The organism is Vagococcus sp. WN89Y (assembly GCF_052220145.1).
GTDB lineage: Bacteria > Pseudomonadota > Gammaproteobacteria > Enterobacterales > Enterobacteriaceae > Kosakonia.
Map to the genome: position 1 here is coordinate 113,250 of NZ_JBQPOM010000018.1, position 13,308 is coordinate 126,557.

14 protein-coding genes and 1 tRNA gene are annotated in these 13,308 nt (G+C 53.1%); all 15 read right to left on the minus strand.

Features of this window, described 5'->3' with window-relative positions:
* Positions 1-86: 86 nt before the first annotated feature.
* The 15 genes from ACTU3N_RS06460 to odhB all read right to left on the minus strand — a co-directional run bounded on the left by ACTU3N_RS06460 (position 87) and on the right by odhB (position 13,306).
* Positions 87-162: transfer RNA gene (locus tag ACTU3N_RS06460), tRNA-Lys, on the minus strand.
* A gap of 164 nt (positions 163-326) precedes the next feature.
* Positions 327-1,118 (minus strand): cell division protein CpoB, encoded by a 792-nt coding sequence (gene cpoB / locus ACTU3N_RS06465; protein ID WP_443085315.1) that lies wholly within the window; start codon positions 1,116-1,118, stop codon positions 327-329.
* A 9-nt stretch (positions 1,119-1,127) separates the two neighbouring features.
* Positions 1,128-1,643, minus strand: coding sequence for a peptidoglycan-associated lipoprotein Pal (pal, locus tag ACTU3N_RS06470; protein ID WP_443085316.1), 516 nt, complete (start codon positions 1,641-1,643; stop codon positions 1,128-1,130).
* 33 nt (positions 1,644-1,676) lie between these two features.
* On the minus strand, positions 1,677-2,969 hold the full coding sequence (tolB, locus tag ACTU3N_RS06475) for a Tol-Pal system beta propeller repeat protein TolB (RefSeq protein WP_443085359.1): 1,293 nt from the start codon (positions 2,967-2,969) through the stop codon (positions 1,677-1,679).
* Between the two features lie 133 nt (positions 2,970-3,102).
* Entirely contained in the window at positions 3,103-4,317 is a 1,215-nt protein-coding gene (tolA, locus tag ACTU3N_RS06480) for a cell envelope integrity protein TolA (protein WP_443085317.1), read from the minus strand.
* 39 nt (positions 4,318-4,356) lie between these two features.
* A complete protein-coding gene (gene tolR, locus ACTU3N_RS06485; protein WP_443085318.1) occupies positions 4,357-4,785 on the minus strand; it encodes a colicin uptake protein TolR in 429 nt (142 codons plus the stop codon).
* A gap of 3 nt (positions 4,786-4,788) precedes the next feature.
* A complete protein-coding gene (gene tolQ, locus ACTU3N_RS06490; protein WP_443085360.1) occupies positions 4,789-5,472 on the minus strand; it encodes a Tol-Pal system protein TolQ in 684 nt (227 codons plus the stop codon).
* A 5-nt stretch (positions 5,473-5,477) separates the two neighbouring features.
* Positions 5,478-5,882, minus strand: coding sequence for a tol-pal system-associated acyl-CoA thioesterase (ybgC, locus tag ACTU3N_RS06495; RefSeq protein WP_443085319.1), 405 nt, complete (start codon positions 5,880-5,882; stop codon positions 5,478-5,480).
* 146 nt (positions 5,883-6,028) lie between these two features.
* Positions 6,029-6,322 (minus strand): cyd operon protein YbgE, encoded by a 294-nt coding sequence (ybgE, locus tag ACTU3N_RS06500; protein WP_443085320.1) that lies wholly within the window; start codon positions 6,320-6,322, stop codon positions 6,029-6,031.
* Positions 6,322-6,435 carry a cytochrome bd-I oxidase subunit CydX gene (gene cydX, locus ACTU3N_RS06505; protein ID WP_443085321.1) on the minus strand — a complete coding sequence of 38 codons (114 nt, stop codon included), beginning with the start codon at positions 6,433-6,435 and terminating at the stop codon, positions 6,322-6,324. The genes ybgE and cydX overlap by 1 nt, the downstream gene beginning before the upstream one ends.
* A gap of 14 nt (positions 6,436-6,449) precedes the next feature.
* Positions 6,450-7,589 (minus strand): cytochrome d ubiquinol oxidase subunit II, encoded by a 1,140-nt coding sequence (gene cydB / locus ACTU3N_RS06510; protein WP_443085322.1) that lies wholly within the window; start codon positions 7,587-7,589, stop codon positions 6,450-6,452.
* A 15-nt stretch (positions 7,590-7,604) separates the two neighbouring features.
* Positions 7,605-9,176: a cytochrome ubiquinol oxidase subunit I gene (cydA, locus tag ACTU3N_RS06515; RefSeq protein WP_443085323.1), complete on the minus strand. Its 1,572-nt coding sequence runs from the start codon at positions 9,174-9,176 to the stop codon at positions 7,605-7,607.
* A gap of 757 nt (positions 9,177-9,933) precedes the next feature.
* Complete coding sequence (gene sucD, locus ACTU3N_RS06520; protein WP_443085324.1) at positions 9,934-10,803, minus strand: succinate--CoA ligase subunit alpha; 870 nt, start codon at positions 10,801-10,803, stop codon at positions 9,934-9,936.
* Positions 10,803-11,969: an ADP-forming succinate--CoA ligase subunit beta gene (gene sucC, locus ACTU3N_RS06525; RefSeq protein WP_443085325.1), complete on the minus strand. Its 1,167-nt coding sequence runs from the start codon at positions 11,967-11,969 to the stop codon at positions 10,803-10,805. The genes sucD and sucC overlap by 1 nt, the downstream gene beginning before the upstream one ends.
* Before the next feature lie 113 nt (positions 11,970-12,082).
* Positions 12,083-13,306 carry a 2-oxoglutarate dehydrogenase complex dihydrolipoyllysine-residue succinyltransferase gene (odhB, locus tag ACTU3N_RS06530; RefSeq protein ID WP_443085326.1) on the minus strand — a complete coding sequence of 408 codons (1,224 nt, stop codon included), beginning with the start codon at positions 13,304-13,306 and terminating at the stop codon, positions 12,083-12,085.
* Positions 13,307-13,308 lie beyond the last annotated feature (2 nt).

Genomic DNA, 13,308 nt, shown 5'->3' on the forward strand with positions numbered 1-13,308 from the left:
GCAGGATGACTCGGCTTTCGCCTCGCCCTTCGGGTCGTTGCTTCGCAACGCTATCCTTCACGTTCTGTGTTCCACTACTTTTAAAGTGGTGGGTCGTGCAGGATTCGAACCTGCGACCAATTGATTAAAAGTCAACTGCTCTACCAACTGAGCTAACGACCCACTCTTGTGCTGCTTCCGGTTTATGTGATAACCCGTGGCAACGGCGGCATATATTACTGATTTATGATTCTGGCGCAACCTAAATTTCGATAAAGATCATCTGACTGCCTGATATTTATGCGACAAGACCAGAAAAACCGCACTTTCTGGTCATGCGCCAGTCATTACAGCGATGCCAGTCGCTTCTGCGCCTGCTTCGCACCATCGGTGCCGGGGTACTTGCTGATCACCTGCTGATAGACCGCTTTCGCTTTTGCGCTGTCCCCTTTGTCTTGCATAATCACACCGACTTTATACATTGCATCCGGTGCTTTAGGTGACTTAGGGTAATTTTTCACCACATACGCGAAATAATAGGCAGCATCATCCTTTTTCCCCTTGTTGTAATTCAACTGACCGAGCCAGTAATTCGCGTTCGGCTGATAGGTTGAATCAGGGTACTTCTTGATAAAATTTTGAAACGCAGTGATAGCATCATCCTGGCGGGACTTGTCCTGCACCAGCGCAATCGCTGCGTTGTAATCCGTATTGGCATCGCCGCTTTGCACCGGTGCGCTATTCGCCGCACCGGTATCCGCCGCCGGAGCCTGTGCCGCAGCACCGCCCTGATCGCCTGACGTTTGCTGGGCCTGCCCTGCCGCGCCGCCGCTGCTGAGGCTATCCATCTGCAAAAGGATCTGCTTCTGGCGCTCAACCACCTGATTCAGCTGATACTGGCTTTCCTGAATTTGACCACGCAGGGAATCAATATCGGACTGATTATCAGCAAGCTGCTGCTGGAGTTGGGTTAAAAGTTGGCTGTGAGCATTTGAAATACGCTCAAGTTGAGTGACGCGGTCTTCGACCGAGCCTGAGCCGACACTACTGATTGGCGCCTGAGCATTAGCGGCCCAGGGGGCCGCTATGCCAACCAGTAACGACAGACTCAACAGATGATGTCTGAAGTTACTGCTCATGCAATTCTCTTAGTAAACCAGTACGGCGCGACGGTTTTTGGCGTAAGCCGCTTCGTCATGGCCCAGTACTGCAGGTTTTTCTTTACCGTAAGAAACGATGGAAATCTGGTCAGCAGAAACGCCTTTACCCTGCAGGTACATTTTCACGGCGTTTGCACGACGTTCACCCAGGGAGATGTTGTATTCCGGCGTACCACGTTCGTCAGCGTGACCTTCAACGGTAACTTTGTAGGATGGGTTGCTACGCAGGAAGTTAGCGTGAGCATCCAGCATCGCAGCAAAGTCAGAACGGATGTCATACTTGTCCAGATCGAAGTAAACAATGTTGTTCTGCTGCAGCTGTTGCATCTGCAGACGCGCTTGTTCTTCGGAGGACATGTTGCCGCTACCGTTCATGCCAGTGCCTGCACCCATCATGCCTTCACCGCTCTGATCGTTGCTTGCATTCTTGTTAGAAGAACACGCAGCAATTGCCATAACAGGCAGAGCCAGCATCAGGCCTTTCAGCACTTTGTTCAGTTGCATTTCTTTGATTCCTTTATAATCAATTATTTATTATCACAGATACGGCGACCAGGCAGGGAATTTGACCTGTCCATCAGTTGCCGGAAGACGCGCTTTGAAACGCCCATCTGTAGAAACCAGATTCAGCACGGAACCCATCCCCTGAGAAGAGCTGTAGATTACCATAGTGCCGTTAGGTGCCAGACTTGGCGTTTCATCCAGGAACGTTGACGACAGAACCTGTACGCCACCCGTTTCCAGATCTTGTTTGGTAACGTGCTGCTGACCGCCGTCAGTGCTAACCATTACCATAAATTTACCGTCGCTGCTTACATCAGCATCCTGGTTTTGCGAACCCTGCCAGGTAATACGCTGTGCGGCACCGCCGTTCACATTGACTTTATAAACCTGCGGACGACCGGCCTGGTCAGAGGTAAACGCCAGGTTCTGGCTGTCCGGGAACCAGGTCGGCTCCGTATTGTTGCTGCGACCATCCGTCACCTGACGAATCTGGCCGGAACCGATATCCATCACATAGATATTCAGGCTGCCGGTTTTAGACAGGGCAAACGCAAGCTTTGTCCCGTCCGGTGAAAAAGCAGGCGCACCGTTGTGGCGAGGGAAAGACGCCACCTGACGGATGCTGGCATTAGCCAGGGTCTGAATAACCAGCGCAGAACGACCGCTCTCAAACGTGACGTACGCCAGTTTAGAACCGTCCGGCGACCATGCTGGCGACATCAACGGCTGCGGTGATTTATGCACCAGGAACTGATTGTAGCCATCATAGTCGGAAACGCGCAGCTCATACGGGAACTGGCTGTTCGCCGTCTGCACAACGTAAGCGATACGGGTACGGAACGCGCCTTTGATACCGGTCAGTTTTTCGAAAACTTCGTCACTGGCGGCATGGGCTGCGTAGCGCAACCACTGTTTATTCACTTTGAAAGAGTTTTGCGCAAGCACAGTGCCTGGCGCGCCGCCGGTATCCACCAGCTGATAAGCTACATTGTAGCTGCCATCAGGGTTTGGCGTGACCTGGCCGACGACGACCGCATCAATACCCAGCGCAGACCAGGCGGCTGGCTGAACTTCCTGCGCGGTGCCAGGCTGTTGAGGTAAACGGGCGCGATCGAGCGGATTAAATTTGCCGCTGTTACGCAAATCCGCAGCAACAATACCGCCCGCATCTTCAGGCGCGGCACCCGGCCCCGCCCACTGGAAAGGAACAACACCAATTGGGCGCGCCGAATCCACCCCCTGGGTGATTTCGATACGGACTTCTGCGTGCAGAACCGCCGCCCACAGCATCAGAAAACCAAATGCAACACGTAATGCCTGCTTCATCATATCTCCCTTATCCGGGCGGAAAACCCGCGATAATTTAGCAGAATTTTAACAAACTCAATGAGCCAAAACTACTTATGTCAAAAGCACCTTTAGCCTCTTTCCTCCCTTAGCGCGAGAAGGAAAGTGTATCTTAAGGTTTAAAGTCCAGCGGCGCATTTTTGAACACTTCATACACAGCCTGGCTGGGTGGCTTCGGCATTTTTGCCTGACGTGCTGCTGCAAGTGCCGCCTGGCAGAGCGCCGGATCGCCCCCTTCTGACTGAATATCTAAAAGCATACCATCTGGTGCCATTTTGATGCGCAATGAGCAGACTTTGCCCTTATAAGAGGCGGCATCATAGAAGCGGCTTTCAATGGCTGCTTTAATCTGTCTTCCGTAGCTATCTATCTCAGCACCGGACGCGCCGTTACTCTTAGTGTTACCAGAACCTGCCGGAGACGCATTGTTTCCTTGCGCCCCAGCGCCCGTTTTCGGCGCATTCTTACCGGAGCTTAAGTCGCCAAACAGATCGTCAACACCTGTGGCGGCAGCCTCTTTCTCGGCGGCGGCTTTCTTCGCAGCGGCAGCTTTTTCGGCGGCCTTTTTATCCGCAGCCGCTTTTTCGGCCGCAGCTTTTTTCTCAGCTGCTGCTTTTTCTGCTACGGCTTTTTTCTCCGCCGCGGCTTTTTCGGTTGCGGCCGCTTTCTCTGCCGCCGCTTTTTTGGCGGCCTCAGCCTGCGCTTTCTTCTCTGCATCGGCCTGGGCTTTTTTCGCCGCTTCCGCTTCCGCTTTCTTCTTCGCATCGGCAGCAGCTTTCGCCGCTTCGGCCTCTGCCTTTTTCTGCGCATCGGCCGCAGCTTTCTTCGCCGCTTCTTCGGCCGCTTTGGCCTGAGCTTCCGCTTTCGCTTTGGCATCCGCAGCCGCTTTTGCGGCGGCTTCTTCCGCCTGCTTTTGCTGCTGCTGCGCAAGTTTTGCCGCTTCTTCGGCTTTCTTCTGCTGCTCGGCCTGTTCACGCGCAGCTTCCTGCGCCTGTAAACGTTCCTGCTCCAGCTGCTTCAGACGCTCCTGCTCGGCCGCCTGCTTTTCACGCAGCTCTTCCGCTTGCTGTTGCGCCTGCTTTTCACGCTGCTCTTTGGCGCGCTGTGCGCTGGCCTGCTGCTGCTGTTGACGATTGTAATTGTCTACTACCGCGCCCGGATCGACCATCACCGCATCGATAGCCGAACCGCCGCCGCCACCGGCAGAAGCATCAATATGCTCATCGAACGAACTCCATATCAGCAGTGCTATCAACAGAATGTGCAGCACCACCGAGATAATAATCGCTCGCTTAAGCTTGTCGTTTTGTACGGTTGCCTTTGACACTCTCGGTTCCCAAAAACTGTCCGCCTGTCAGGCGAGTGATCAGATAGGCTGCGTCATCAAACCAACCGATTTCACACCCGCGCTATGTAACAGATTCAGCGCTTTAATAATTTCATCGTACGGCACCTCTTTCGCGCCGCCGATTAAGAACACGGTCTTCGGATTTGCCTGCAGACGACGTTGCGCCTCGGCAATCACCTGCTCCGGCGGTAGCTGATCCATACGATCTTTTTCCACCACCACGCTGTACTGCCCGACGCCGGAAACCTCAATAATGACCGGAGGATCGTCATTACTGCTGACGGTCTGCGACTGCGTCGCGTCCGGCAAGTCCACTTCCACGCTCTGGGTGATAATGGGTGCCGTCGCCATAAAAATCAGCAGCAGCACCAGCAACACGTCCAGCAACGGTACAATGTTGATTTCGGACTTCAGGTCACGCCTGCCTCGTCCACGCGTTCTGGCCATGGCTTACTCCTTGTTGCTGTCGCTGCTGGCAAACGCCTGGCGATGCAGAATAGCCGTGAACTCTTCCATAAAGTTGTCGTAATTCAGTTCCAGTTTGTTCACGCGCTGGTTCAGGCGGTTGTAGGCCATGACCGCAGGAATTGCCGCAAACAGGCCGATCGCGGTGGCGATCAAGGCTTCGGCGATACCTGGCGCAACCATTTGCAGCGTTGCCTGCTTCACCGCACCCAGCGCGATAAAGGCATGCATTATCCCCCACACGGTACCAAACAAACCGATGTACGGACTAATGGAACCGACGGTGCCAAGGAACGGAATGTGATTTTCCAGATTTTCCAGCTCGCGGTTCATTGAAATACGCATCGCTCGCGATGCCCCTTCAACAATCGCCTCCGGCGCATGACTGTTGGCGCGGTGCAGCCGGGCAAACTCTTTGAACCCGCTGTAGAAGATTTGTTCCGAGCCGCTCAGGCTATCGCGTCGTCCCTGGCTTTCCTGATACAAACGCGACAGTTCAATACCGGACCAGAACTTGTCTTCGAAGGCTTCGGCTTCACGCCCTGCTGCGTTAAGGATGCGCGTTCTCTGGATGATGATAGCCCAGGACGCAATAGAAAAACCAATCAAAATCAACATGATAAGTTTAACCAGAAGGCTTGCCTTCAGGAACAAATCAAGGATGTTCATGTCAGTCACTGCTTAAACTCCGCGACAATAGACTTGGGAAGCGCACGAGGCTTCATTAAGAGTGGATCAACGCAAACAATCAGCACTTCTGCTTCGTTCAGCACTGTATTCTCGGCGTTGACTATCCGCTGCGTGAATACCATAGAGGTGCCACGCATTGATGTAATTTCCGTTTGGACTTCGAGCATGTCGTCGAGTCTGGCGGGTGCAAAATACTCCAGCGTCATTTTACGCACCACGAAAGCGACGCGCTCAGCCAGTAGCACTTGTTGGCTAAAGTGATGGTGGCGCAGCATCTCAGTGCGGGCTCTTTCATAAAAAGCAACGTAGCTGGCGTGATAAACCACACCACCGGCATCAGTATCTTCGTAATAGACCCGAACCGGCCATCGAAACAGCGTTGTATTCACTTTACATCCCGGTAATGCAAAAAGTTAGAGCATTCAAACTTCGCTACTATACGCGCGGGAAAGAGGGTTGGGAATGGGTTGACGTAAAGGGAGAGTAAAAATTTATGGGCTTTTGCAAGCCCATGAGGAAGGCGGATATTTCTTATTCAAAAGAAGAAAAAGATAAGACCTGCTAACAGGACTAAATCCGCCAGCGGCGGGCAGAAAACCCCCTGCCAGTGAACAGCGCGCGGGCGAAAACCCACGCCATGGATAACCCCGGCACACACCGCCCACATCAGCAGCAAGCCGTGCCAGATTTCCAGCTCGCTGGTTTTGGCAGCAAAACGGGAGGGGTCCCAAAAAATGCAGCCAGCCAGCAGTAAGGCCATCACTAAGGAAAGGGCCCTCAACGGGCCCTTGTCCATTACCGCATAAAGCTTTGCGATAAGTTTATTCATCAATGTTTTTCTTGTCCGTCTTTGGACGCTTCAACCTGCTCCAGCGCCAGGGCGGTGATCACTCCAAAAGCACAGGCAAGAAGCGTTCCTAAAATCCATGCGAAATACCACATATTCAGCTCCTTCCTTAATACATAGAGTGGGTATTGCTTTCAATATGCTCTTTGGTGATGCGACCAAACATTTTCCAGTAACACCAGGCGGTGTACAGCAAAATGATCGGCACGAACACCATAGACACGTAGGTCATCACGTTCAGCGTCAGCTGCGTCGAGGTGGCATCCCACATCGTCAGGCTGGCTTTCAGCATCGTGCTTGACGGCATAATGAACGGGAACATCGCGATACCTGCAGTCAGGATGATGCAAGCCAGCGTCAGTGAAGAGAACACAAACGCCCAGGCAGCTTTGTCCAGACGCGCGGTCAGGATCGTCAGCAGCGGCAGCACCACACCCAGCGCCGGAATAGCCCACAGCACCGGCATGTTGTTGAAGTTGGTCAACCAGGCACCCGCTTCAACCGCCACATCTTTGGTCAGCGGGTTAGACGGCGCGTAGTGATCCATTACAGACGTCACCACATAACCGTCGATACCGTAAACCACCCAGACACCCGCCAGCGCGAAGCAGACCAGCGTAACCAGCGCGGCAATCTGCGTGGTTGCGCGAGCGCGCAGATGCAGCTCGCCAACGGTACGCATTTGCAGGTAGGTTGCCCCCTGCGTCAGGATCATCGCCACGCTAACCACGCCCGCCAGCAGACCAAACGGGTTCAGCAGCTGGAAGAAGTTACCGGTGTAGAACAGACGCATGTCGTTATCGATATGGAACGGTACGCCCTGCAACAGGTTACCGAACGCGACGCCAATCACCAGCGGCGGTACAAAGCTGCCGATGAAAATGCCCCAGTCCCACATATTGCGCCAGCGGCTAATCTCAATTTTCGAGCGGTAATCAAAACCTACCGGGCGGAAGAACAGAGAAGCCAGCACCAGAATCATCGCCACGTAGAAGCCGGAGAAGGCCGCTGCGTAAACCATCGGCCAGGCGGCGAACAGCGCGCCACCGGCGGTGATGAGCCACACCTGGTTACCGTCCCAGTGCGGCGCGATGGAGTTAATCATCACGCGGCGCTCGGTATCGCTACGCCCCAGGATACGGGTCAGCATCCCGACGCCCATGTCGAAGCCGTCGGTGACCGCAAAACCGATCAGCAGAACGCCGACCAGCAGCCACCAGATAAAACGTAATACTTCATAATCGATCATTTGACGACTCCTGTCTTAGCGTGCCGGCTGAGAAGATACGGTGGATTGCTCAAAGTGGTAGCGACCTGTTTTCAGGCTGCTCGGCCCAAGGCGAGCAAATTTGAACATCAGGAACACTTCCGCCACCATAAACAGCGTATAAAGGCCGCAAATCAGAATCATGGAGAAGAGCAGATCGCCCACGGTCAGCGATGAGTTCGCTACCGCAGTCGGCAGCACTTCACCAATTGCCCACGGCTGACGACCATATTCTGCAACAAACCACCCGGACTCGATGGCGATCCACGGTAGCGGAATACCATACAGCGCGGCGCGCAGCAGCCATTTCTTCTCGCCGATTCGGTTACGAATAACCGTCCAGAAAGAGATACCGATAATCAGCAGCATCAGAACGCCGCACGCCACCATGATACGGAAAGCGAAATAGAGCGGCGCAACGCGTGGGATAGAATCCTTCGTTGCTTGCTGAATCTGCGCATCGGTCGCATCGGCAACGTTCGGCGTATAGCGTTTCAGCAGCAGACCATAGCCCAGGTCTTTCTTGACGCTATTGAACTGATCGCGCAACGCCTGATCGCCTGAGTTAGCGCGCAGCTGCTCAAGCAACTGGTACGCTTTCATACCGTTACGAATACGCTCTTCGTGCTGCACCATCAGGTCTTTAAGACCGATAACCTGCGTGTCAACTGAGCGGGTTGCGATAATGCCCAGCGCATAAGGGATCTGGATAGCGAATTTGTTTTCTTGTGTATCCTGATCGGGAATGCCAAACAGGGTAAACGAGGCCGGAGCAGGCTGGGTTTCCCACTCGGCTTCAATAGCAGCCAGTTTGGTTTTCTGCACGTCACCCATTTCATAACCGGATTCGTCACCCAGCACGATAACGGAGAGGATAGCGGCCATACCGAAGCTTGCCGCGATGGCAAAAGAGCGTTTGGCGAAAGCCACATCACGACCGCGCAGCAGGTAGTAAGAGCTGATACCCAGGATAAAGATGGCGCCGCAGGTATAACCGGAAGCAACTGTGTGCACGAATTTAACCTGCGCGACCGGGTTAAGCACCAGCTCGGCAAAGCTCACCATTTCCATACGCATGGTTTCGAAGTTGAAATCAGAGGCGATAGGGTTTTGCATCCAGCCGTTAGCAACAAGGATCCACAACGCAGACAAGTTCGAGCCAAGCGCAACCAGCCAGGTCACTGCCATATGCTGCACTTTGCCCAGACGATCCCAACCGAAGAAGAACAGACCTACAAAAGTGGACTCGAGGAAGAAGGCCATCAGACCTTCAATGGCCAGCGGCGCACCGAAGATATCCCCAACATAGTGAGAATAGTAAGACCAGTTAGTCCCGAACTGGAACTCCATAGTCAGACCGGTTGCCACGCCCAGCGCAAAGTTGATCCCAAACAACTTGCCCCAGAACTTGGTCATATCTTTATAAATCTGTTTGCCGGAGAGGACGTAGACCGTTTCCATAATGGCCAGCAGGAACGCCATACCTAGCGTCAGCGGCACAAACAGGAAGTGGTACATCGCGGTCAAGGCAAACTGTAAGCGTGACAGTTCGACTATATCTAACATCATGACTCCTTGCTCATCGCATGAAGACGGTGAGAATGAACCCGTAAGCGCGAGTTCACACGCATGCCCCAAAACAAATTATTGCCCCAATAATTACCGCATCGCAAAAAAGTGACGGGGAACTGAAAAAGTGACAATCAGGTTAATAAAAAATCTCAAATTGATCCCTCGAATATAATACTCCGCAAAACCATTACAATAAAAAGGTTTTTATTGAGTTTGTTTTACGTTTTTCGACAGCGATCAATTTCTCACGAATCTATCACTTTCAGGCCAATTTGATCCGCAACAATTTACCCATTTTTAACGCTTTTTCCAAGCATTTACGTATTGATTTAAATCAACATTTTTCAATACTGTTAATTATGTATACTGGTAGATACCACAGTAAAAATAATGTTAATTTAGTGTTTATTTTAGCGTGAACGCCAGGTTACCAATCGGTAGGAAAAGAGAAATAATGATGAGCTTATTTAACGTTTAGTAATTCATGCTGTAAATAAATCTACTAATAAGATTTGAATAGCGCAAATTTAAAAACAATTAACCGCGCACAAATTCACAATTAATTCACTTTATTATTTAACGGCGTTAACACCGCGAAGTGATTATTTCTAAAGCAATACAATAGCGTAGTGACACTATTGATAAGCATAATGGCAGGGAAAATGCTCAGCGGGCGCACGCAAAAAAAGGCCACCCTTACGAGTGGCCAACCATGTCGAAACAGGTATCGCTCCCCTTCAGAGGAGCGTGAGTTTTATTTAATAACAGATTTCAGAGCTTCGCCGATATCGGCCAGGCTGCGTACGGTTTTCACGCCTGCGGCTTCCAGCGCAGCGAATTTCTCATCCGCTGTTCCTTTACCCCCGGCGATGATCGCACCGGCGTGGCCCATACGTTTGCCCTTCGGCGCAGTCACACCCGCGATGTAACCGACAACCGGCTTGGTGACGTGCTCTTTAATATAGGCTGCGGCTTCTTCTTCCGCGCTGCCGCCGATTTCACCAATCATCACGATGGCTTCAGTCTGCGGGTCTTCCTGGAACAGTTTCAGGATATCGATAAAGTTAGAGCCAGGGATCGGATCGCCACCGATGCCCACACAGGTGGACTGCCCGAAGCCGTAATCGGTCGTCTGCTTGACCGCTTCATAGGTCAGCGTACCGGAGCGCGAAACGATGCCGACTTTGCCCGGTTTGTGGATATGGCCCGGCATGATGCCGATTTTGCACTCGCCCGGAGTGATAACGCCTGGGCAGTTCGGGCCAATCATACGCACGCCTGCTTCGTCCAGCTTCACTTTTACCGTCAGCATATCCAGCGTCGGGATACCTTCAGTAATGGTGATGATAAGCTTGATGCCTGCATCGATAGCTTCCAGAATCGAGTCTTTGCAGAACGGCGCCGGAACGTAAATCACGCTTGCTGTCGCACCGGTTGCTTCCACCGCTTCACGCACGGTGTTAAAGACCGGCAGGCCCAGGTGAGTGGTACCGCCTTTGCCCGGCGTAACACCGCCAACCATCTGCGTACCATAGGCAATCGCCTGTTCGGAGTGGAAAGTGCCCTGGCTGCCGGTGAAACCCTGGCAGATAACTTTAGTGTTCTTATCAATCAAAACAGACATTATTTCCCCTCCACTGCGGCAACAACCTGCTGTGCTGCGTCCGTCAGACTTTTCGCTGCAATAATATTCAGACCGCTGTCAGCCAGACGTTTTGCGCCCAGCTCCGCGTTGTTACCTTCCAGACGCACAACAACCGGTACGTTAACACCCACTTCTTCTACCGCGCCGATGATGCCGTCGGCAATCAGGTCACAACGCACAATACCGCCGAAAATGTTAACCAGTACGGCTTTAACGTTTTCGTCAGACAGGATGATTTTAAATGCTTCGGTTACGCGCTCTTTGGTTGCGCCGCCGCCCACATCAAGGAAGTTAGCCGGTTCGCCGCCGTGCAGTTTCACGATGTCCATGGTACCCATCGCCAGACCTGCGCCGTTAACCATACAGCCGATGTTGCCGTCCAGCGCAACGTAGTTCAGTTCCCACTGCGCAGCCTGCGCTTCGCGCGGATCTTCCTGAGACTGGTCGCGCATTTCGCGCAGTTCCGGCTGGCGGAACAGGGCGTTACCGTCAGCGCCCAGTTTACCGTCCAGGCAGATCAAATCGCCCTGTTTGGTGATAACCAGCGGGTTGATTTCAATCAGCGCCAGGTCGCGCTCAAGGAAAATGGTCGCCAGGCCCATGAAGATTTTGCTGAACTGCTGAACCTGCTTACCTTCCAGACCCAGTTTAAAGGCCAGGTCACGACCCTGATACGGCATCGGGCCGGTCAGCGGATCAATAGTGGTTTTGTGGATTAAGTGCGGGGTTTCTTCCGCCACTTTTTCGATTTCCACGCCACCTTCGGTAGAGGCCATAAACACCACGCGACGGGAGCTGCGATCGACAACCGCGCCGAGGTACAGCTCTTTGTCGATATCCGTTGCCGCTTCCACCAGGATTTCGTTAACCGGCTGGCCGTTAGCATCCGTTTGATAGGTGACCAGGCGTTTACCGAGCCAGTTTTCCGCGAAGGCACGGATCTCTTCTTTACTGTTAACGACTTTTACGCCGCCCGCTTTACCACGGCCACCGGCGTGCACCTGGCATTTTACAACCCACGGACCGGAACCGATTTTGGATGCGGCTTCTTCTGCTTCACGCGGGGTAGCACAGGCATAACCAACCGGAGTCGGCAGACCTGACCGGGCAAAAAGTTGTTTCGCCTGATACTCGTGTAAGTTCATGTGTTCTATCCATCCTTCAGGTAATCATTATCATAGTGCCTGTCGAGGAGACAGTGCAGGTGATGACTCTCAGGCCCGGCGCGCATGTCGCCGGGCACAAACGGCGCTATTTACTACACATCCAGCAGCAGGCGTGTTGGATCTTCGAGCATATCTTTGATAGCCACCAGGAAGCCAACCGACTCACGACCATCAATCAGACGGTGATCGTAAGAGAGCGCCAGGTACATCATCGGCAGGATCTCAACCTTGCCATTGATGGCCATTGGGCGATCTTTGATAGCGTGCATACCCAGGATTGCACTCTGCGGCGGGTTGATGATAGGCGTAGACATCAGCGAGCCGAACACGCCACCGTTAGTGATGGTGAAGTTGCCGCCGGTCAGGTCTTCAACGGTCAGTTTGCCGTCACGGCCTTTTAGCGCCAGCTCTTTGATTTTCTTCTCGATATCCGCCATGCCCAGCGTATCCACATCACGCAGAACCGGGGTCACCAGGCCGCGCGGCGTGGAAACCGCCATACTGACATCGAAATAGTTGTGGTAAACAACATCATCGCCATCAATCGATGCATTCACTTCCGGGAAGCGTTTCAGTGCTTCAACCACCGCTTTCACATAGAAAGACATAAAGCCCAGACGAATACCGTGACGTTTTTCAAACGCTTCACCGTATTGCTTACGCAGGTCCATAATTGGCTTCATGTTGACTTCGTTAAACGTCGTCAGCATCGCGGTAGAGTTTTTCGCTTCGAGCAGACGTTCCGCAACACGTTTACGCAGACGGGTCATCGGCACGCGTTTTTCAGAGCGGCTACCCAGCTGCGGTGCCGGGCTGCTTGCAGGTGCTGCTGCCGGTTTCTCTTCTTTTTTCGCCGGACCTTTCGCCAGATGTTTATCCACATCTTCACGGGTGATACGCCCGCCTACGCCGGTGCCTTTGATAGCGCTGGCATCAAGATTATGCTCGGCCAGCAGGCGACGAATCGCCGGGCTGAGCGCATCATTGCTCTGCTCTTCCAAAGACGCCTGCTGACGCTGAGCCGGGGTCGCTTCTTTCGCTTCTGATTTAGCGCTGCTCTCTTTACCCGCGCTGTTGCCTTCGCGCAGGCGGCCCAGGATCTGGCGAGAGGTGACGGTCGTCCCTTCGTCTTCCAGCACCGCATCCAGGATGCCGTCGGCTGACGCCGGTACTTCCAGTACCACTTTGTCTGTTTCGATCTCTACCAGGACTTCATCGCGCTGTACGCTATCGCCAGGTTTTTTGTGCCAGGTTGCAACGGTCGCATCAGCTACGGACTCGGGCAGGTCAGGAACAAGAATATCTACGCTACTCATTT